Consider the following 20,786-nt stretch of genomic DNA (forward strand, 5'->3'; position numbering starts at 1 on the left):
TCGATGAACCCTACCGTCCATCGCACCGAAACGTTTCACGCCGCCTCGGTACACATCCCCGTGGCGATTGTGGGCGGTGGTGCCTGCGGTCTGACCGCAGCCTTAACTCTGGCGGATCTTGGGATCACCTGTGTCGTACTTGAGCGCGATCCACTTTCAACCGGATCTACTGCGCTGTCGTCTGGTTTCGTGCCAGCAGCTGGCAGCATTGCCCAAACAGCGAAAGGGATAACCGACTCGCCCGAACAGTTTGCGCAAGACATTCAAGCAAAAGCACATGGTACGGCGAACCCTGACTTGGTTCATGCTTACACGCGGGCCATTGGGCCTGCGATGGATTCATTGGCAACCAATCACAACATCCCTTGGCATATTCTTGAAGGCTTCTTATATCCAGGTCATCGCGTCCATCGCATGCACGCCGTCCCTGAAAAGACGGGCTCAGGGTTAATGATGCGCTTGCTTCAAGCCACCGATGCGGCAGAGATCATGGTGCTCAACGACGCTCGGGTAACAGATCTTTGGGTCGATGCGCAAGATAAGGTGTTAGGGGTGAGCTTTGTTCGACCTGACGGGACCGTCGATCACCTTTCCTGTGATCATCTTATCTTGGCTTGTAACGGATTCGGCGGCAATGCTGAAATCGTTAGCCAATTGCTACCTGAGATGCGAGAAGCAACCTACGCGGGTCATACCGGCAACGATGGCAGTGCCATTCTGTGGGGCCAGCAACTTGGCGCTCAACTGTCTGATCTGGGGGGTTATCAGGGCCACGGTTCTTGGGCTATCCCGCAAGGCGCCTTGATTTCTTGGGCTGTGATGATGGAAGGTGGCGTTCAGATCAATGCCAACGGAAAGCGGTTTCACGACGAGACACTTGGCTATTCAGAAGCTGCCGTGCAAGTCCTCGCACAACCAGACGGTGTCGCTTGGAACGTCTTTGATCAAGCGCTGCTGGCGTTTGCTGAAAACTTTCCTGACTTTAGAGAGGCGCAGTCGGCAGGCGCAGTGCGCACCTTCGCGAACGCCACGGCGCTTGCCAAACATATCGGTTGCGATCAAGGGATACTGAACGAAACGCTTGCTTCAGTGCGCGAAGGCATCGACGAGCAAACAGGCCGACACTTTCATCGTAGTCTCACGGCACCTTATCATGCGATCAAGGTGACTGGGGCGTTATTTCATACCCAAGGTGGGTTGGATATTGATGCCAACTGCCGCGTGAAACGACCTGATGCGAGTACTTTTCCGAATCTGTTAGCCGCCGGCGGTGCTGCTCGAGGGGTATCTGGCAATGCAGTCTGGGGTTACCTTTCTGGCAACGGTTTATTGAGCGCGATTGCCGGTGGCTATATCGCCGCGCAAACGATTAGTTCGACCGCTTGAAACGAGCTGCAAACACCAGTATCCCCGCGCACACTGAAGTGAAAACGTAAAGCATACTGGCACCGCCCCAACGCATCAATGCCCCGGCCAGTAAAGGGCCGATACCCGCCCCAACCCCATAGGTCATATAAATGACGCCCGCTAAAGCGATCCGCCGATCAGAGTCAATCGAGTCGTTGGCAAAACCAGAGGCCGTCGGATAAAGCGTAAATTGCAGGCAGCCAATGGCAATTGTGACTAACAGCATGACCGTAAATGGCCAATCGACCCAGCCCCAGAGTAAAAACGTTAAGCCTGCAAGCACCAGCCCATTAAAACCAAGCAACCTGGCGCGACCGATCTTATCGGATAGGACGCCCATCGGTAATTGAGAGGCGAGGCCAGCAATAACCGTAGCTGACACGAACAAGGCCGTCTGTTCGGTTGAAAAGCCATGCTTTGCCCCATAGACGGCAGCCAAGCCGTAAAAAGAGGCGGCAATGTTGCCGGACATAAACAGAATGAGCATTGCTCGCGGTATTTTTTTAAAAAAATACGTGATGTCCATGGGACGCAACGGTTGAGGGGCAGGCGACGAGCGCTTGGTCAACGCGATGGGAAGAATACAAAGCACCTGACAAATCGCAACGAACGTCAGTGGCCGAATATCCTGCGTGGGATACAGAGTAATCGACAGCTGCCCTAATGCGGTCCCCAAGTTGGACATCACCAAATACAGAGACATGACGCGACCGCGTTTACTGTTATCGGTCTGTTCATTGAGCCAGCTCTCGAGCACCATGTATTGCGCCACAGTACCTAAGCCCACCACAAACCGAAAGCCAACCCACACGGGCACTGAATCGACGAGCGTCTGTAACAACACCATCGTCACAACGACGGCCGCCATCGCGACATAGGTACGAATGTGACCGAATTTGGCGATCAACAAATGACCCAACCTCGCCCCGCACACCAACCCCAGATAGTAGGCGGATATCAGTGCACCGATCCACACTTCGCTGACAGCGCGGGCCGACAAACTCAAGCCAATATAGGTGTTGAACAATCCCGTGCCCATCAGCATCAGAAACGTAGAACAATACAAAGACGAAAAAGACATCATCGTGCCGATCATGGCATCTCATTATCAACAGCAGGTACAAAAAAATTTCGCCCGCTCAGGTGAACAATCCCAAGCAGGCGAAGATCAACCAAATATTAAATCAAATGGCTGCGAGCATTGAAGCTGCATCGCTCACCGCGTAGCCGCCGCCCTGCTCAACGTGCAAGACCTTGACAACCCCGTCGACGACGTAGGCGGCGTAGCGTTGCGAACGAACCCCCATCCCACGGGCAATGAGGTCAAGCTCTAAGCCCATTGCTTTAGTGAACTCGGCTGAACCGTCGCCCATCATACGAACCTTACCGGTGGCCTGTTGTTCACGACCCCACGCGCCCATGACAAACGCATCATTGACGGACACGCACCAGATCTCGTCAACCCCTTTTGCCTTGATCGCATCGAAATGCTCAACATACGAGGGCACGTGTTTGGCTGAGCAGGTCGGTGTGTATGCACCTGGCAGCGCAAACATCAGCACTTTTTTACCTTTGACCAGCTCAGACACTTTGAACGCGTTGGGTCCCAAGGTGCAACCAGCGGTTTCGGTCTCGATAAACTCAGTCAACGTAGCTTCGGGCAGATGGTCGCCAACTTTAATCGTCATGTTCGGTCTCCTGGGGATATCACGGACGACGATGGCCGTCTCAACTTGAATCCCGAGTAAACGCCATCATAAGCTAGCCAGAAATAAATAGCGTGACGGATGGCACCCGCTATCGACGCCTTATTGAACGTCGAGTAGGCGGTTGACATGACTGCTGCTGCGCTCGCCGTCAATGCCGTATACATGCAAAGACACTGCAGGACCGGTGTGATGAGCATCGTCGGCCGCGGCATTGCCCAAACGATGAATAAAATCCAAACCAGCGTGGCCACAAGCACTTTGCCCCGCTTGTCGAATCACACTTTTAACTAACTTTGCCTGCTTCGCTGTCGAATCCCAAGCATAGTGGCTCTCGGTCAACTCGCCGCTAAGCACCCGATAAGTACACCAAGTGAAATGCGCATGCACTGGACTGAATTGCTGTGGTCCCCAGACCAGGCCAATCACTGTAAAACGACCCTTTGGATCTGCGTATAAAACGTGACGGGTGTAGCGTTGTACCGCTCTGGGCAAATCAAGCAGCACCGAGACCAGACTTTGCTCGCAGGTTGGCGTGAGTGCGCCCTGTAACGCGTCACGCATCTTGAATGGCAGCAACTCAGCCGATTCATGACAGGCGGCTTCAAGGGCAAGCGTGCACCCCGGCACCCATTGCTCGAGCAAAGACTCATCTGGCCGCAAATGCTGGGGGATTGGCGGTTTGGTGTGTACTGACGAAGAGGCAATTTGTTGACTGTGCATAGCCTACATCTTAAAGAGGAGCTTAGAGCATTTGTTTGCCCATTTTCATTTATTTTGCAATAAAGTAGAATTTATTTCTAATAATATTAATTTTTGTAGAAAATAATGGCTATTGACAAAAAAGATCGTGAAATCTTGCGTCTGTTGCAAGAAAACGCCGCCATGCCCCTTGCCGAGATTGCGACTGCCGTCAACCTGACCCCGACACCGTGCTGGCGTCGTATCCAAAAATTGCAAACAGACGGTGTGATCGAAAAACAGGTCGCACTTTGCAATGCCAGCAAACTCAACCTCGGGCTCACGACGTTCGTCACCATCCGCACAAGTCAACATAATGACCAATGGATGAAACGCTTTGTCGACGGGGCAACCAGCATCCCTGAAATTGTCGAAATTTATCGACTTAGCGGCGATGCAGATTATTTGCTCAAGATTGTCGTGCCGGATATTAGCCGCTACGACAGCGTCTACAAGCGGCTGATTCGTGCGGTCGATTTGTTGGACGTGAGTTCGGCTTTTGCCATGGAAACCATTAAATGCACCACCGCACTCCCACTCGATTACGTCTGACATCTTGTGGTTGATGGCGATGCTCACACGAGGGGTATGAGCGCGCAGTTGATAATGGCAGTCATTGTGTTGCCGAAATGATGTGCAAATCGTTTGGAGTCAAACAATGAAGTCTTCAACACTTGCTCACGCAACCTCGAGCGAATCTTTGCAAGTCCAGCGATGTCGGCTGAAAAGGCAATGGCTTTGCTGATGTAATCGTCAACATCACAGGCAATCCAATCGTGTTGCTCTGCGTTGTTGGCAATAGACTCTCCCAGATGCGATAAAAACCTATTGCCCCGTAAGGTCAGCACGGGTACGGACATCCAGAGTGCCTCAACAGAGGCCGTGCCGCCAGGGTAAGGAAACGTGTCGAGCATCATATCCACTCGCCCGTAAGAATGCAGATATTCGTCTCTTGAGCTTGATCCTTCAAGTATTAATCGGTCTTGCGACACGCCGTGCTTGGCAAACCTCTCTTTTGTGCTGGCAACCACCCCTGCGTCCAACAGCTGCTTAGCTTTGAGAAACATCGTCGAATTTGGGATATTTTGTAGAATGCTCGCCCACGTTTTTACAACAGCATCTGTCACTTTCGTCAGATTGCCAAAGCAACCAAAAGTGACATACCCGTGCTTTGACACAGGCGACTCAGCAATCGGGAAATCTTCTTGCGGAGGTGGCGTGAAGCATAACCATGTTTCAGCCAAAGGCCATACTGTCTCTGTAAAGTGATGAGCTTCATGGTGTGGGCTCATATGTGGATCGCCTAAGAAGTAATCCATTTCTGGTAACCCAGTCGTAGCGAAGTAACCTAACCAAGAAATTTGAACCGGTGCTGGCTTATAGGCGAAGACAGTCAGTCTGTTGTAGGCGCTATGTCCAGACAGATCGATCAATATATCAATCTTCTTTTCATGGATCAGCGTCGCCGCTTCAAAATCGGTCATGCGGTCAATGGGTGTCCATTCACCGAAATTTGACCTAAGACGATTTGTTAACTCGTCATCCTTGCGTGTGGTTGGGAACGCGAACAACTCAAATCGACTTCGGTCGAGGTACTGAATCAATCCTTCAACAAAAAAACCGACCGAGTGAGTACGCAAATCCCCAGAGACAAACCCGACACGAAGCTTCGAAGACGATGGGCGAATGTGCCACGTCGTAAATTTCGGTACTGCGTTTGCTGAAACGAGATCCCCATATTTTTTTGCATCAATGAGTGCTGTTTCCGTCCATTGAGATGCTGAATAATTTTGACAGAACAACAGGTTACTGTGAGCGTTAACGTAGTCGGGCTTCAGCAAAATAGCTTGTCTGTAACAGGTTTCCGCTTCAGCCAATCGGCCAAGCTCTTTAAGCGTGTTGCCTAAATTGTTATGCCCTTGCGCATAGTGCCGATCGATATGGACGGCTTGGCGATGACTGGCCTCAGCCTCGGTGAGACGTCCGAGCTTATTAAGAACATTGCCGAGATTGTTATGTGCGTGAGCAAAATTCGGTTGAAGTTGTATAGCGCGCCTGAGGCTTAATTCTGCCTCTGCGGATCGCCTTAACTCGCTTAAAACAACACCCAGATTGTTGTGTGCATCAACGAAATCAGGGTTAAGTTTGATGGCGCGTCTTTGACATACTTCTGCTTCACTTAATTGGCCTAGGTTTTTGAGCAGAACACCAAGATTATTATGAGCTTCGGGGAAGTTGGGTTTTAGCTTAATCGCTTCTTGATAACACGCTACCGCCTCGTTTGTGTCTTTGGTTTTGATCGAATCGCCAAGATTAAAGTATGCCTCTGCGTAATCCGACTTTAGCCTGATTGCTTCACGGAAACAGACTTGAGCTTGTGTTGGTCGGCCAAGCTGGCCAAGGGTAATTCCCAGATTGTGATGCAGCTCGGCCACGGTTGGGGTGATCTTCAGCGCAGTTCGATAGTTCTCCTCGGCTTCTGCCAGGCGGCCAAGTGCGCTTAGCGTATTCGCCAAATTACCAAATGCTTCGGCATAATTCGGACTCAGCAGAATTGCTTGCCGACAACTGGCTTCAGCATCCGCCAAACGTCCAAGTCTGCTGAGAGCAACGCCCAGGTTGTTATGTGCCGCAGGATACGCCGGGCTCAGTGCGATCGCTTTCCTGCAACTGACTTCAGCGTCTTTTGATCGTCCAAGATCATTCAGTACTGCACCTAAATTATTATGCACCTCTGCGTCGAGGGGGCTTAGTCGCACAGAGTGAATCATAGGCGCAAGCGCTTCCTGCGCCTTTCCCGTCATCTTCAATATCGCGCCGAGTACCTTCCAAGAAAACGGATGGCTTGGGTAGATTTTTGTTAACTTGCCCGCCAACTGCTCGGCTTCTGCCCATTTTCCCAATTGGTAACAAGAAACCAAATGATTTATTTCTTGTTGCGTTGGAGCTACTTTGTCCGCCTTGGCAGAGCGTGCGAATTGAAAATTGTTTGTTGAATTCATCATCAAATTTAAGCTTGAACTTTGGCGAGAAGACAAAAGCCCCAATCGATAGTAACCCCAATGCGCTTATCGGCGCCTCTCAGCATTCGAACTTGCCAGCCTCGCGTGTTGACTATTCGACGCTAACACTTAACAGGCGGCATCAAGGCACAATCATTAAATATTGTTAACTGACCTGCGCGTGTAAAGTAAGAGCGCTAAGATCAACGAGCGACGGTTGATAAACGCAGCAGCGACGATTCGGGTCAAGAGTCTATCTATGGTCTTATTTTGTCCATCTTGGGTGGACTCTTCTGGTTAATCCTGCCATTTAGCGGACTGGATATGCTCAAGCATGCCAGCAACGGGCAAGATCACACCTACGTTATATTTGGCGTCTATTTTGTAGCGTTTGTGTTGTTCCTGTTCATCTCGGCGCTGCTTTTCAGAGCGCATGCCATGGGCAACATGATTCTGCTGTCAGCAAATCAGTTTCCTGAGCTTCATGCCATGGTCGTTGAAGGGGCCGAAAAGCTTGAAATGAAAAAAGTGCCGGATACGTTTTTGGCCGTCGCTACCTCATGCTAACCTCATCGCTCGTGGACGCGACCACCGATGAGCAGGTCAGGTTCGTAATCGGGCACGAATTAGGCCATCACGCCGCAGGGCATTGCAACTCCATCGGGTTTTGGTTGAGATTACCAGCGATGATTATTCCGTTTTTGTATAAGGCTTATTCTCGGCAACGCGAATACACCTGTGACAAAATTGGCTATCAACTGTCACGCGATGTGCAAACGTCTTGTTCCGCGCTGCAAATGCTCGGCTGCGGCTGTCAACGACTGAATGGCAAGATGAATCTCTTTGCTTTCGAACAGCAAGAAGACCTCGTCCCCGCGATATCAGGTTTCTTTTCAGAGATATTCAGAACGCATCCACGCTTAACGAGACGGGTCGGCGCCATTAAAGAGACCCGTCTGGTCGACTAAGTACGCTTACTTGATACTGAGCGCCGCGTGATATAGATTGGTGCAACGTGTCCCTGTGCGGCAATAGGCAAGTACCGGGGCAGGCAAGGTCTCTAACAACTCGGCAAACCGGGTGACGTCATCACGCGTCATCCCGCCACTGATCACGGGCTGATATACCACTTGCAGACCCGCTTCAAGCGCTGCTGTCGATACTGCGGCAGCAGTCGGCTGATCTGGCCCACCTTCATGATCCGGGCGATTAATAATCACGCTTTTAAAACCAGCAGCCGCAACGGCCGCCATATCCGTTGGGGCCAATTGCGGGGCGACTGCAAAATCCGGGGTCAAAGCGTTAATAGGCGTAGCCACAAGTCGTCTCCGAGGGTGATGTCACATGGATTGCAGTAATCTCTTGTCACCACTGCAAAACCCTGATGTTATTACGAATTCCCAATAACTGACAAAAGCCAGAGGCAAATATGATTTTGATTGGTCGCTATGCATCACCTTTCGTGCGCCGGGTGGGCGTCTCTCTGAACTTCATGGGGATACCCTTCGAACACCGCTCGCTGTCGACTTTCACAGAAGGCGAGACGATCAAGTCATATAACCCCATGGTCAAAGTACCAACGCTTCTACTCGATAGTGGCGAGATACTGGTGGACAGCAGCGCTATTTTGGATTCGCTGTGTGAGATGACGCCGGGACAAAAGATCCTGCCAACCGGCGGTGCTGCCAGACGGCAGGTATTGCAACAAAGCGCCATCATGACCAACGTGTTGGACAAGGCGGTTCAGTATGTGTACGAGCCGATGAAGCGGCCACCTGAAAAAGTGCACCAACCGTTTGTGGATGGCTTATCCGAGCAAATCATGGCTGGCTTGAGCATGCTTGAAAAAATCGTCATGAGCGGTGAGATGCCAGGTGGCGAACAGGCAACCGTCGCGGGGATCACCACGGGGGTCGGTTGGCGCTTTCTGGTGCGTGTCACGCCCAAAGTGGCGCTGGCCGAGCAATTTCCCGCACTGGCCGCCTACTCAAACGCCTGCGAGGCCCTGCCTGCTTTCATCAACTGTCAACCAGAAGTGTAAGGAGACCCAACATGAGCAAAGCCATCACCACTGATCACTTCGAACTGTATTACGAAGAAGCAGGCAACGGCACACCGATCTTATTTGTTCACGAATTCGCCGGGGACTGGCGCGCGTGGGAGCCTCAGATGCGCTATTTTTCACGCCGTCACCGCTGCATCACTTACTCGGCGCGCGGTTATCTCCCGTCAGATGTGCCGCCTGACGCCAATTCATATTCGCAAGAGCAGGCTGTCAAAGACGCCGTTGCTGTGCTGGACGCGGCGGGTATCGAGAAAGCCCACATTGTCGGTCTATCGATGGGCGGATTTGCCACGATTCATTTTGGCATGATGTTCCCAGAGCGTGCGCTTTCCCTTTGTGTGGCGGGCGCTGGTTTTGCGGCAGAAAAATCCACGCAAGAGTTCTTTCGCGGCCAAGCGCGTGAGACTGCCAAGCGCTTTCTGACCGAAGGTGCGAAAGCCGTTGCCCCTGGTTACGCACTCAGTCCCACGCGCGTCCAGTTGCAAAACAAGGATCCCCGAGGCTGGCACGAGTTCATGACCCGCTTGGGGGAACATGACAGTCTTGGTTCAGCCAACACCATGCTCGGCGTGCAGTCATCACGCCCCTCGATCTATGACTTTGAAGAGCAACTGAAGGTCATGAAAGTCCCCACGTTAGTGATCAATGGGGATGAAGATGATCCGTGTATCCAACCAGGTATCTTTCTGAAGAAGATGCTCCCCGCGTGTGGCTTGCTGATGCTGCCTAAAACGGGTCATACGCTCAACCTCGAAGAACCCAGCTGGTTCAACCTGTTTCTCGCTGATTTCATTGCCCACGTCGAAGCGGGTACTTGGGTTGATCGGGATCCACGAGCCACACCACATTAAGCGATGTCATGGGGTCGGCAGACCAGGTCGGCATCAGCGGCGAGTTACACTTTCGCACCGAAGACAATTATCCGGAGCTTTCAAACTGTGAATACACTTCAAAAAATCGACACCACCCTTGGGACAGGCCAAGAAGCAGCAGCTGGTCAACACGTCAGCGTGCATTACACCGGCTGGCTGTTTAGCGACACGGCAACTGATCACAAAGGCAACAAATTCGACAGCTCAGTCGATCGCGGTCAAGCGTTTGGTTTCCCTTTAGGGGCCGGGCACGTGATCAGAGGTTGGGATGAAGGGGTCGCCGGGATGAAAGTGGGCGGCAAACGCACGCTGATTATCCCGTCAGACATGGGCTATGGCGCGCAAGGCGCAGGCGGTGTCATCCCACCCAATGCGACCTTGGTCTTTGATGTCGAGCTACTTGCTGTTAACTAATTTTTGATGAGACAGCCGAAAGCCTTGCTTGGCCATCGCGTCGTAACCACTCGTCTCGAAAGTGGCAATATCTTTCAGCAAATCTGCAGCGTTTCGACGCGCAGCCCAACCAAGCCAATCAGGATCTGGGGCCGACAGCGTTGAGCGAATCTGAATATTGCGATAGACCGATTGCCAGAGGCTGGCTTTCCATTCGCTCACGATGGCGAAAGAAGCTGAACCACTATCGAGCATTTTCAGTAGCTCTTCATCTGCAGCCATGCTAAGCGACGAAACCCTCTTGATCTCGATCGAAGGTTTACCCTCTGACTTTAGGGCAGCATTGATGCTTTCGAGAGATTTTTCAATATTGGTGGGTCGGCCCGTGAGGATCGTTTGCCCCGACAAATCATCAGCGCGAGTCAAGTCGATCACTTGACGACCGCTCACTAACACCTCATGGGGCGGTTTCCAAGAGGGCTGAACACGCAATCCTTTGAACTGATTCGTGTCCGCAATCCCACCCAAGTTGGCGAACACGAGGTCTGCTTCACCGGTTCTAAGTTTGCGGTATAGCTCATCTCGACCACTTCGCACTAGCACGACACGAAGGACTTTTTGCTTTTTTCGGAACACAAACTTCTGGTTAATCCATATTTCAAGCGCATGGGCGATTTCTGGCGCAAAGCCTCCATAACGACCATCCACCGGATAGTAGAGACTTGCGTCATCCGGCACCGCAATACGGATCTCACCGACAGACAGCATCTGCGCGTAGGTCCTTAACTCGAGACGTGGCGAAGCCTCTTTGTGACTGGTTTTGCGCTCAGCTGCAATGCCCGTGCCCATCACCAGCGTCAGAAGTATCGCGATAAGTATTGTCTTCATCTGTCTTGAAATTATGATTTAACGAGATCAGTTTATTGCATTATTTCAGCCATCGCCCCGCCTGTCATGCCCATCAACAAAAAGGAACCCGAGGGTTCCTTTTTGCCCAGATCAACGAAAGCTCAGATTACTGCACGCGACCTTCTTTCCATGCTTGCAAGAGCTTGTCGTAAGCCACAGTCTCCCCTTGGGGTTTCTCGTTAGCTAATTTTTTCCAAGGGGCGTGTTGATCGCTCAGCCACTTGCTTGGATCGCTCTTGGGATTCAACTTGGGCGCGCAAACAGCCATCCCCGCGCGCTCCAGACGTGCCATGACCTGGTCCATTTCTTCTGCCAGATTATCCATGGCAGCCTGAGGTGTCTTTTCGCCGGTGACCGCAAGCGCGACGTTTTTCCACCAGAGTTGAGCCAACTTCGGATAGTCAGGGACGTTGGTGCCCGTCGGTGTCCATGCAACCCGCGCTGGGCTGCGATAGAACTCGATAAGACCACCGTACTTATTGGCATTCTGAGTGAAGAACTCGCTCCGAATGTCGCTGTCGCGAACAAACGTCAGACCCGTGATGGATTTTTTAAGCGAGGTCGTCTTGGCTGTAATGAACTGCGCATATAACCAAGCAGCCGCCACTTTATTTGCATCGTGATCTTTAAAGAATGTCCACGAGCCAACGTCCTGATAGCCATTTTGCATCCCTTCTTTCCAGTAGGGGCCATGTGGGCCAGGTGCCATACGCCACTTAGGACTGCCGTCAGCATTGACCACGGGCAAACCAGCTTTGGTCATATCAGCGGTGAAGGCGGTGTACCAGAAGATCTGCTGAGCGATCTGCCCTTGCGCAGGGACAGGGCCAGCTTCACCAAAGGTCATGCCTGTCGCCTCTTTCGGCGCAAACTTCTTCATCCATTCGACGTACTTGGCCAAGGCATAGACCGCAGCGGGCGAGTTGGTTCCACCACCTCTTGACACCGACGCACCGACGGGCGTGCACTTGTCGTCGGCGACACGAATACCCCATTCATCGACAGGCATGCCGTTAGGAATACCCTTGTCGGCTTCGCCAGCCATTGATAACCAAGCATCAGTAAAGCGCCAGCCGAGCGAAGGATCCTTCTTGCCGTAATCCATGTGCCCATAAATTGGTTTGCCATCGATGGTTTTCACATCGTTAGAGAAGAAGGCGGCGATATCCTCGTACGCGCTCCAATTTTTAGGCACCCCAAGTTCATAGCCATACTTCGCTTTAAACTTATCTTGCAAATCTTTGCGTGCAAACAAATCAGCACGGAACCAATACAAATTGGCAAATTGCTGATCAGGTAATTGATACATCTTGCCGTCAGGCGCAGTGGTGAAGCTGGTACCGATAAAGTCTTTCAAGTCGAGACCGGGATTGGTGAAGTCTTTACCGGCGCCGGCCATATAATCGGTCAACGAAAGAATCTTGCCGTAACGGTAGTGAGTACCAATCAGATCCGAGTCAGAAATCCAGCCGTCGTAAATCGACTTACCTGACTGCATCGAGGTTTGCAGTTTTTCAACCACATCGCCCTCTTGAATCAAATCATGTTTGACTTTGATACCGGTGATCTCTTCAAAGGCTTTTGCAAGTACCTTCGATTCGTATTCATGCGTGGTGAGCGTTTCAGATACCACCGAGACCTCTGTCACACCCTTGGCTTTTAACTTTGCCGCTGCATCGATAAACCATTGCATTTCTCCCATCTGCTGCTCTTTTGTCAGCGTCGACGGTTGGAATTCAGCATCAATCCACTTTTGAGCCTCGGGAGCCCCTGCATGGGTGATGCCAGCCATTGCACACACTGTCGCAAAAGCCAGCGCTTTGTATCGCAGTTTCATCATCGTCTCCTTACCATTCTTCCCGGTTGTGAAAATACTATTGAGCCCCTTCGGGAAACGCAGCGCTCAATCAGTTAAAAAAATGCCGTTGCCTAGCCCTTCCGTAATATAACGACCACAAGCAGCATGGACAGCACGAAGCTAATCCAGATGCTGGGTTCTTGCTCAAGACTCAACCATTGCCCCAATTGACCGGATATCCCGACAAAGGCCAAGTTGACATACGCTGCGGCCAGCAGACCGATAAACACCCGGTCGCCTCGCGTCGTCGCAATCGGTAGAAAGCCCTTACGCATGAGCGTGGGTGATTTGATTTCCCAGACAGTCAAACCGACCAACATCAAAACGATACAAACAAAAAAAACAGCAATCGGAGTCGTCCACGCCATCCACTCAAACATGTTGGTCCCCTTACACTCGACCCATCGCAAAGCCTTTTGCGATGTAGTGTCTAACAAACCAGATCACGATCGCACCGGGCACGATGGTGAGCACCCCTGCCGCTGCGAGCGTCGCCCAATCCATCCCAGCCGCAGACACAGTCCGCGTCATGGTTGCGACAATGGGTTTGGCATTCACACTCGTCAAAGTCCGCGCGAGTAACAACTCGACCCAACTAAACATGAAGCAGAAAAACGCGGCCACCCCTATCCCCGCTTTGATGAGAGGCACAAAGATAGTCAGAAAAAACCTTGGAAAGCTGTAGCCATCGATATAGGCGGTTTCGTCAATCTCTCGAGGGATACCGCTCATGAACCCTTCAAGAATCCAGACAGCTAACGGAACATTGAAGACCAAGTGTGCCAATGCCACGCCCAAATGCGTATCCATCAAACCAACTGCGGTGTATAGCTGAAAAAAAGGTAATAAAAATACCGCCCCCGGGGTCATTCGATTTGTCAGCAACCAAAAAAACACATGCTTATCACCGATGAACTGATAGCGCGAAAACGCATAGGCCGCGGGCAACGCAACGGACAACGAGATCACCACATTGATCGCGACGTAAATCAGCGAGTTGATATAACCCGAGTACCAAGACACATCAGTGAAAATGGTTTTGTAGTTTTCCCAAGTAAAAGCATGCGGAAAAAAAGAAAAACTCGCCACGATTTCTTCATTCGTTTTGAATGACATATTGATCATCCAATAGATGGGCAAGATGGCAAACACCAGATACGCAATAAGAAAGAGCGTTCGTTTTTTAAAGCCAGGACGAGTACCCGCATCGCTCACCACGACTTGGTTACGATTATTCATGTACGCCCTCTTTATCCGTCGTCCCTACGCGCTGCATCCAGTTATACAGAATGAAGCACAGCAGCAAGATAATTAGAAAGTAAATTAATGAAAACGCGGCAGCTGGCCCCAAATCAAACTGACCTACTGCTTTTTGCGTTAAATACTGGCTCAGAAACGTCGTCGCATTGCCAGGCCCGCCACCGGTCAACACGAACGGCTCGGTGTAAATCATGAAACTGTCCATAAACCTCAACAATACCGCGATCATCAAGACGCCACGCATCTTGGGCAGTTGAATATAGCGAAACACGGCGAACTTGCTTGCACCATCAATTTGAGCAGCTTGATAATAAGCGTCGGGGATCGATCGCAGCCCCGCATAACAAAGCAATGCGACTAAAGGCGTCCAGTGCCAGACATCCATGACCAGCACCGTCAACCAAGCATCCAGTGGGTCACCGGTATAGTTGTATTCGATTCCCAATTTAGCAAGGGTGACGCCCAGCAAGCCGATGTCGCTGCGACCAAAAATCTGCCAAATGGTACCGACCACATTCCAGGGGATCAGCAAAGACAAGGCGACGATCACCAACACCGCCGAAGATCGCCACGTCGTCGCGGGCATTGCAAGCGCCAGCAAAATACCCATCGGGATTTCAATGGCGAGCACCGAAAAGGAGTAAACCAGCTGGCGCCATAAGGCTTCATGCAAATCTGAATCTCGCATCACTGAAGCGAACCATTCAGTGCCGACGAAAACACGCCGCTCTGGTGAAATGATATCTTGCACAGAATAATTGACGACGGTCATCAGCGGCAAAATTGCCGAGAAAGCGACACACACCAGGACCGGCAAAATCAGAAACCACGCTTTCTGGTTGACTGGCTTCATGCGATCATCTCCTCATTCTTGTAGAAGCGCGTGTGCGGATTGATGAGGCGAAACCAAGCGATGTCGCCACGAGCAGGCATGGCGGTTTCAGCCGCTAATCGCGCTCTGATCGTGCTGGGCCCAAGCGCAGCACCGGTGTCAATCGTTGCAGTGACGATCCAGTGTGTACCGACATCTTGCACCCTCTCGACTCGTCCAGGCATTGCATCCGTTTGACTGTCAATCGCCAAACCAACATATTCAGGCCGCACGCCAATCACAAAGTCGCCGATCGCAGGCAATTGGGCCTGCCGCGCTTGCTCAGGGATATCAAAGGCGTGATCACCAATCAAAAGGTGAGCGTCCACGCAGCGACCAGGCAGAAAGTTCATGCCAGGTGAGCCAATAAAATTACCGACAAAGGTATGCTGGGGACGCTCGAACAACTCAGCTGCTGAACCCGTTTGAACGGCTCGCCCTCTCGTCATCACGACGATTTCCTCGGCAAAGGTGAGCGCTTCAATCTGATCATGAGTCACATAGATCAGGGTCAATTTCAGCTCATGATGAATTTGCTTGAGTTTGCGTCTCAGTTGCCATTTAAGGTGGGGATCAATCACCGTCAACGGCTCGTCGAACAAAACCGCCGACACGTCTTCGCGCACCAGACCCCGCCCAAGCGATATCTTCTGCTTAGCATCTGCAGACAAGCCAGCCGCACGCTGGTTCAACTGATGGCTGATTTCGAGCATCTCGGCGACTTGGCCGACGCGTTTGGCGATATGGCTATCTTCAACGCCTCGATTTCTAAGCGGGAACGCCAGATTCTCTGCCACCGTCATGGTGTCGTAAATCACCGGAAACTGAAACACCTGCGCGATATTTCTTTGTTGAGGTGTCAACAAGGTGACCTCTTGCCCGTCAAACCGCAGACTCCCTTGAGAGGGGCGAACCAGCCCAGAAATAATATTCAGCATGGTCGTCTTGCCGCAACCAGATGGCCCTAACAAGGCGTAAGCACCACCATCACGAAACGTCATTTTGAGCGGTAAAAGCGCGTAATCCGCATCCACCTGAGGATTCGGCCGATAGGCATGAGCAAGGTCGAGATCTATTTGCGCCATGTCATCCTGCCAATCCGAACGAAAGTGACGTGCCATGCGGCGCTATCATCAGTGCCCCCTGCTCATCAAACAAGTAAGCATCACGGGCGCTCAAGTGCAGTGTCACGCGCGAACCGAGTTCAAAATAATGCACACCCGTTAATTGAGCAACCAAGTTGCCCCACTCGGTGCGAACGTGCAAAAACGTATCCGAACCTGAAATTTCGGCTAATTCGACGATCCCGTTTAAGGATAAATCTCCTGCTCTGGGCAGAACCCGCAAGGCGTTAGCCCGCAATCCGATGGTGACCGATGCGCCGATCGTGAGAGGCTGAGTGACATCCAATCCCCAAGCTTGACCAACGCTGACCTGTCGTCCGTCTGAAGAGACTTGTGCCGCGATTAAGTTGATGGGCGGATCACTGAACGCCTTTGCAACACTGAGCGAGGCAGGCTGATGAAAGACCTGAGGGGTCGAACCGTACTGCAATAGCTGACCTGCCTTCATGACGGCGGTGTAGCCGCCTAGCAGCAGCGCTTCACTGGGCTCAGTCGTCGCGTAGACAACCGTGGACTCACCATGCGCAAAGATCTGCGTCAATTCGTCCCGCAGCTCCTCTCTTAGCTTGTAGTCAAGGTTGACCAAAGGCTCGTCAAGCAAAATCAAGGGGGCTCGTTTGGCTAGCGCCCGCGCGAGGGCGACACGCTGTTGTTGCCCACCGGATAATTCAGCTGGCAGCCGTTTCAGAAACGCGTCGATGTGTAATTTTGATGCAAGCGCCTTGACTTGTGCGTCAATATTTTTCTCATGACGCAATCGTAACGGTGAGGCAATATTGTCAAACACTGTCATGGACGGATAGTTGATGAACTGTTGATAGACCATGGCAACGTCGCGGTTGCGAACGGTCAACCCGGTGACGTTCTTCTCGTCGACAAAAAGCTGCCCCGCGGTCGGTGGCTCAAGCCCCGCCATGACTCTCATGAGGGTGGTTTTCCCAGCCAGAGTCGCCCCCAGCAACACGTTGACCGTATTGGGCTGCAAATCGATGCTCATCGGGTATAAAAACTGCTCTGCCCCAACCCGCTTTTCTATTTCTTGTAACTTCAGGCGCATTGCTCGCCCACTCCTCAGTCGCTCACTGCTTGTAAGGTAAAGCACCAACGGTTTGCTCAATTCAAGCAGACGCGTGCACTAAAATAGCACGCACTGTTCGAATCTGACCACTTGCGTTCTTTCTTGATCAAATTTAGTTATACGCCCGTCAACGCTGAAGCGTTATGAGTGAAAACCCGCGTTTGAGTTCTTTTATGTACTTTTTCAGTTAACGTTAACGTCCAGCAGACCGTCTCAATATCTTTTGACCGATTTCTCTCAAACAGCGATGACGCCTAATCCTAGACAATTAGCATTGATCGAGGCGGTACGAGCCCTCGGTACAGTGACCGTCGAAGCACTGGCTGCCCGGTTTGGGGTTACCTTGCAAACCGTGAGACGGGATCTTAAGCAGCTCTCCAATGCAGGGTTTCTAGTGCGCTTTCACGGTGGGGTCAGACCGCCTAGTTCGAGCACTGAAAACATCGCCTATCGGCAACGCCAAACGCTCAACGATCAAGCCAAGCAAAGGATCGCTCGCGCAGTCGCCAAGGCTATCCCTGATGGTTGCTCGTTAATTCTGAATATTGGCACGACGACAGAGGCCATTGCGCGTGAACTACTGAATCGTAAAGGACTGAGAATCATCACCAACAACCTCAATGTCGCCGCCATTCTGTCTGACAACGCCGATTGCGAAGTCATCGTCGCCGGGGGTGTCGTCCGGTCGCGTGATCGCGGCATCGTGGGCGAGGCAACCGTCGAATTCATCAAACAATTCAAAGTGGACATTGGATTGATTGGCATTTCTGCCATTGAAGCCGACGGCACACTGCGCGATTACGATTATCGAGAGGTCAAGGTCTCACGGGCGATCATCAAACACTCTCGGCAGGTTTGGCTTGCCGCAGATAGCAGCAAATTCAACCGGCCCGCCATGGTTGAACTGGGACATGTCAGAGAGCTCAATCGACTGTTCACCGACCAAACCCCACCAACCCCCTTCGCACAGCTATTTGCCGATACAGGATTGCAATGCGACATCGCTGCATCCGACCAATCTGTATTCGACCAATGAACAAGTGCCGGATGACTCTTGTGCTGCGGTTGCCACCCTTGCTCTTTGCGCTGATTCTGTGCACCCTTGTGCTGAGGCCCGTCTGGTCAAGTGAGCCAGCCAAACCAAGCCTCGTGATTGGATCCAAACGCTTTACTGAGGCCTACATTTTGGGCGAGCTGATCAGTCAGCAACTCAAGCGAGCCGGACACGATCGTATTATTCTCAAGTCAGGGTTGGGTAACACGGGTATTTTGCTTGCCGCCTTGCGCAGCGCAGAGATCGATCTTTACCCCGAATACACCGGCACAATCAGCCGCGAGATTTTAAAAACCGACGAGGCGTTGTCGCTTAAAGCAATGAATGCCCGCCTTCTGCCGCTTGGCTTGCAGGCTGGTATCCCCTTGGGATTTGATAACTCATACGTCCTCGCGATGAGGCGTGAACAAGCCAATCAGCGAGGCATCCAAAAAATATCAGATCTTGCTCAACATCCGGACCTAGTCGTGGGGCTCTCTCACGAGTTTATTGGTCGAGAAGATGGGTGGAAGGGCCTGACCAAAGCCTATCAACTGGATAAGCTGTCTGCGCGCGGATTAGATCATGGCTTGGCCTATGAGGCGATCGCCTCCGGGCAAATAGATATCGTGGATGCTTACGGTACAGATTCGAAACTGATCCGCTATGACTTGAAAGTGCTCGAGGATGATCGACACTTCTTCCCTTCCTATGAGGCAGTCTTGCTTTATCGAGCGGACGTCCCAAAGAAATTTCCCGCGGCCTGGAAAACGCTCGCGAGCCTTGAGAACACCATCTCACAGCAACAAATGTTAGCCCTCAACACATCCGTGGAAATCAAGGGCGCAACATTTGAGGTCGCTGCCCATCAATTTTTGTCGAAAGAGCAAACCACATCAGCAAACAGCTCTTTTTTGCACGTCTTATTTGGTGATGACTTTTGGCATTTAGGGATACAGCATTGCTTGCTGGTTCTGGTGTCGGTTGCATTGGCGACTGCTGTCGGATTGCCGACTGGGGTACTTTGCTTCTACAAACCGGTCACCGGGCGCTGGGTGCTTGCTGTTTGCAATATTATCCAGACAATCCCTTCGCTCGCCATGTTGGCGTTCTTAATCTCTGCATTTAGCCTGATTGGTACGATACCCGCCATCACTGCATTGTTTTTGTATGCCTTATTGCCTATCGTACAAAATACGCATGCTGGTCTCAAAGAAATTTCCCCAGGTCTGCGCGAGGCGGCCACCGCACTCGCACTCACCCCTTTTGACAGACTTGTCCTGATCGAATTACCCATCGCCAAAACGGTGATTCTGGGTGGGATTCAAATTGCAGCCGTCTTCAGTGTGGGCACTGCCACCATTGCAGCCTTCGTGGGTGCTGGGGGCTTCGGCGACCGGATTGCTCAAGGCCTAGCACTGAATAACAACGAGTTACTGCTGGCTGGCGCCATCCCCTCAGCTGCGTTGGCGCTCATCATTCAATTTTCATTCGAAGCATTCAACAAAAAGCGTTTTTAGTCCTGCGCCATATTTCTCAAAGACATATCAGTCAAACAAACAAATCTTTTGTTTTATTGGGATGAAGTCTTACATTGAGTACATGGAAAACTATGGCTTTGTGATCGCAGGATTTGTTGTCGGACTGACCGTCGGTCTCACCGGGGTGGGTGGCGGTTCGCTGATGACGCCTTTGCTGATTTTTTTCTTTGGCATCAAACCCTATCTGGCCGTTGGCACCGATTTGCTCTTTGCCGCATTCACCAAAGCGGGGGGCACGTTTAGTTTGTCACTGCGTGGCATGGTGCCTTGGCGACCTGTCGCATCACTTTGTGCGGGTAGCATTCCGGCGGCTCTCATCACGGTACTCATCTTGCACAAGGTAGGGCCGTCAACCCCAGAGGTACAACGCGTGATGACGTCGAGCCTGGGGATCGCACTGTTGTTGACAGCCTGTGCGATGTTCTACAAAGCGATTCGCGGCAAACAATTGCAGCCTGCAACCACCGCGGTCGATCTCATCGAGGCAGCAAAACCGCGCCATTGGCTCTTGCCTATTTTATTCGGTGCACTGATCGGCAGTCTCGTGACCCTCACCTCGGTGGGCGCTGGGGCAATCGGGGTGACCGTCTTGATGATTTTGTACCCCCGTTTACCCTTGGCAAGCATCATTGCGGCAGACATTGCCTACGCTGTCCCGCTGACCATGATCGCAGGTATCGGTCATGCGTCGCTAGGCTCAGTCGATGGATATCTGCTGGCGTCCCTGCTGGCAGGTTCTTTGCCCGGTATCTGGTTGGGTTCTCGCCTCGCTCACAAAGCACCAGATCGCCTCATCCGCGGGCTGATTTCGCTGATACTGGCGTGGGTGAGCACCAAGCTCGTATTTGCCTAAAACGTTAGCGGTTAAGTGCCTGCCAGGCAAAGCCCCCGGGGCGGGGCGACGTATCCTCAATTCTGATGCCTTC

General features: G+C 51.9%; 22 protein-coding genes. 10 read left to right on the forward strand and 12 right to left on the reverse strand.

The window, feature by feature from the left end; all coding sequences use genetic code 11:
* The first annotated feature begins 3 nt into the window (after nt 1-3).
* Nucleotides 4-1,386: an FAD-dependent oxidoreductase gene (locus tag AC1W8Y_RS12405; protein WP_482014800.1), complete on the forward strand. Its 1,383-nt coding sequence runs from the start codon at nt 4-6 to the stop codon at nt 1,384-1,386.
* On the opposite strand, the gene AC1W8Y_RS12410 is transcribed toward AC1W8Y_RS12405, so the two are convergent.
* The 3 genes from AC1W8Y_RS12410 to AC1W8Y_RS12420 all read right to left on the reverse strand — a co-directional run bounded on the left by AC1W8Y_RS12410 (nt 1,370) and on the right by AC1W8Y_RS12420 (nt 3,836).
* A complete protein-coding gene (locus AC1W8Y_RS12410; protein ID WP_482014801.1) occupies nt 1,370-2,503 on the reverse strand; it encodes an MFS transporter in 1,134 nt (377 codons plus the stop codon). The two genes, AC1W8Y_RS12405 and AC1W8Y_RS12410, sit on opposite strands and share 17 nt — an antisense overlap.
* 88 nt (nt 2,504-2,591) lie before the next feature.
* Nucleotides 2,592-3,095: a redoxin family protein gene (locus AC1W8Y_RS12415; RefSeq protein ID WP_482014802.1), complete on the reverse strand. Its 504-nt coding sequence runs from the start codon at nt 3,093-3,095 to the stop codon at nt 2,592-2,594.
* Between the two features lie 120 nt (nt 3,096-3,215).
* Nucleotides 3,216-3,836, reverse strand: a complete 621-nt coding sequence (locus AC1W8Y_RS12420; RefSeq protein ID WP_482014803.1) for a cysteine dioxygenase family protein — start codon at nt 3,834-3,836, stop codon at nt 3,216-3,218.
* A gap of 111 nt (nt 3,837-3,947) precedes the next feature.
* On the opposite strand from AC1W8Y_RS12420, the gene AC1W8Y_RS12425 reads away from it, so the two are divergent.
* Nucleotides 3,948-4,406: an Lrp/AsnC family transcriptional regulator gene (locus AC1W8Y_RS12425; protein ID WP_482014863.1), complete on the forward strand. Its 459-nt coding sequence runs from the start codon at nt 3,948-3,950 to the stop codon at nt 4,404-4,406.
* Between the two features lie 23 nt (nt 4,407-4,429).
* Here AC1W8Y_RS12425 and AC1W8Y_RS12430 read toward each other — a convergent pair whose 3' ends face one another.
* Nucleotides 4,430-6,859 carry a tetratricopeptide repeat protein gene (locus AC1W8Y_RS12430; RefSeq protein WP_482014804.1) on the reverse strand — a complete coding sequence of 810 codons (2,430 nt, stop codon included), beginning with the start codon at nt 6,857-6,859 and terminating at the stop codon, nt 4,430-4,432.
* A 321-nt stretch (nt 6,860-7,180) separates the two neighbouring features.
* Between AC1W8Y_RS12430 and AC1W8Y_RS12435 the strand changes: the two genes are divergently transcribed.
* Together AC1W8Y_RS12435 and AC1W8Y_RS12440 are read left to right on the forward strand one after the other, a co-directional pair.
* The gene (locus tag AC1W8Y_RS12435; RefSeq protein ID WP_482014805.1) at nt 7,181-7,423 is read left to right on the forward strand and encodes a hypothetical protein; all 243 of its coding nucleotides are present in this window, start codon (nt 7,181-7,183) and stop codon (nt 7,421-7,423) included.
* The gene (locus AC1W8Y_RS12440) at nt 7,417-7,824 is read left to right on the forward strand and encodes a M48 family metallopeptidase (protein ID WP_482014806.1); all 408 of its coding nucleotides are present in this window, start codon (nt 7,417-7,419) and stop codon (nt 7,822-7,824) included. Before AC1W8Y_RS12435 ends, AC1W8Y_RS12440 begins: the two co-directional genes overlap by 7 nt.
* A gap of 6 nt (nt 7,825-7,830) precedes the next feature.
* Here AC1W8Y_RS12440 and AC1W8Y_RS12445 read toward each other — a convergent pair whose 3' ends face one another.
* Entirely contained in the window at nt 7,831-8,175 is a 345-nt protein-coding gene (locus AC1W8Y_RS12445; protein WP_482014807.1) for a protein tyrosine phosphatase family protein, read from the reverse strand.
* Between the two features lie 110 nt (nt 8,176-8,285).
* Between AC1W8Y_RS12445 and AC1W8Y_RS12450 the strand changes: the two genes are divergently transcribed.
* The 3 genes from AC1W8Y_RS12450 (at nt 8,286) to AC1W8Y_RS12460 (ending at nt 10,207) form a co-directional block, all read left to right on the forward strand.
* Complete coding sequence (locus tag AC1W8Y_RS12450) at nt 8,286-8,897, forward strand: glutathione S-transferase family protein (RefSeq protein WP_482014808.1); 612 nt, start codon at nt 8,286-8,288, stop codon at nt 8,895-8,897.
* Nucleotides 8,898-8,908: 11 nt separating this feature from the next.
* On the forward strand, nt 8,909-9,772 hold the full coding sequence (locus AC1W8Y_RS12455) for an alpha/beta fold hydrolase (protein WP_482014809.1): 864 nt from the start codon (nt 8,909-8,911) through the stop codon (nt 9,770-9,772).
* Between the two features lie 87 nt (nt 9,773-9,859).
* Entirely contained in the window at nt 9,860-10,207 is a 348-nt protein-coding gene (locus AC1W8Y_RS12460) for an FKBP-type peptidyl-prolyl cis-trans isomerase (protein WP_482014810.1), read from the forward strand.
* On the opposite strand, the gene AC1W8Y_RS12465 is transcribed toward AC1W8Y_RS12460, so the two are convergent.
* The 7 genes from AC1W8Y_RS12465 to AC1W8Y_RS12495 all read right to left on the reverse strand — a co-directional run bounded on the left by AC1W8Y_RS12465 (nt 10,190) and on the right by AC1W8Y_RS12495 (nt 17,265).
* Nucleotides 10,190-11,074, reverse strand: a complete 885-nt coding sequence (locus AC1W8Y_RS12465; protein WP_482014811.1) for a transglycosylase SLT domain-containing protein — start codon at nt 11,072-11,074, stop codon at nt 10,190-10,192. The genes AC1W8Y_RS12460 and AC1W8Y_RS12465 overlap by 18 nt on opposite strands.
* Before the next feature lie 127 nt (nt 11,075-11,201).
* Nucleotides 11,202-12,932: an ABC transporter substrate-binding protein gene (locus tag AC1W8Y_RS12470; RefSeq protein ID WP_482014812.1), complete on the reverse strand. Its 1,731-nt coding sequence runs from the start codon at nt 12,930-12,932 to the stop codon at nt 11,202-11,204.
* 92 nt (nt 12,933-13,024) lie between these two features.
* Nucleotides 13,025-13,333 (reverse strand): DUF2160 domain-containing protein, encoded by a 309-nt coding sequence (locus tag AC1W8Y_RS12475; RefSeq protein ID WP_482014813.1) that lies wholly within the window; start codon nt 13,331-13,333, stop codon nt 13,025-13,027.
* Nucleotides 13,334-13,343: 10 nt separating this feature from the next.
* The gene (locus tag AC1W8Y_RS12480; RefSeq protein WP_482014814.1) at nt 13,344-14,192 is read right to left on the reverse strand and encodes a carbohydrate ABC transporter permease; all 849 of its coding nucleotides are present in this window, start codon (nt 14,190-14,192) and stop codon (nt 13,344-13,346) included.
* Nucleotides 14,185-15,066: a carbohydrate ABC transporter permease gene (locus tag AC1W8Y_RS12485; protein ID WP_482014815.1), complete on the reverse strand. Its 882-nt coding sequence runs from the start codon at nt 15,064-15,066 to the stop codon at nt 14,185-14,187. The genes AC1W8Y_RS12480 and AC1W8Y_RS12485 overlap by 8 nt, the downstream gene beginning before the upstream one ends.
* Nucleotides 15,063-16,169: an ABC transporter ATP-binding protein gene (locus tag AC1W8Y_RS12490; protein WP_482014864.1), complete on the reverse strand. Its 1,107-nt coding sequence runs from the start codon at nt 16,167-16,169 to the stop codon at nt 15,063-15,065. The genes AC1W8Y_RS12485 and AC1W8Y_RS12490 overlap by 4 nt, the downstream gene beginning before the upstream one ends.
* 1 nt (nt 16,170) lies before the next feature.
* Nucleotides 16,171-17,265 (reverse strand): ABC transporter ATP-binding protein, encoded by a 1,095-nt coding sequence (locus AC1W8Y_RS12495; RefSeq protein WP_482014816.1) that lies wholly within the window; start codon nt 17,263-17,265, stop codon nt 16,171-16,173.
* A gap of 268 nt (nt 17,266-17,533) precedes the next feature.
* Here AC1W8Y_RS12495 and AC1W8Y_RS12500 point away from each other — a divergent pair, with 268 nt between their 5' ends.
* The 3 genes from AC1W8Y_RS12500 (at nt 17,534) to AC1W8Y_RS12510 (ending at nt 20,713) form a co-directional block, all read left to right on the forward strand.
* Entirely contained in the window at nt 17,534-18,322 is a 789-nt protein-coding gene (locus AC1W8Y_RS12500; RefSeq protein ID WP_482014817.1) for a DeoR/GlpR family DNA-binding transcription regulator, read from the forward strand.
* 11 nt (nt 18,323-18,333) lie between these two features.
* Nucleotides 18,334-19,839, forward strand: coding sequence for a glycine betaine ABC transporter substrate-binding protein (locus AC1W8Y_RS12505; RefSeq protein ID WP_482014818.1), 1,506 nt, complete (start codon nt 18,334-18,336; stop codon nt 19,837-19,839).
* An 82-nt stretch (nt 19,840-19,921) separates the two neighbouring features.
* Complete coding sequence (locus AC1W8Y_RS12510) at nt 19,922-20,713, forward strand: sulfite exporter TauE/SafE family protein (protein WP_482014865.1); 792 nt, start codon at nt 19,922-19,924, stop codon at nt 20,711-20,713.
* Nucleotides 20,714-20,786 lie beyond the last annotated feature (73 nt).

The organism is Jezberella sp. (assembly GCF_964834465.1).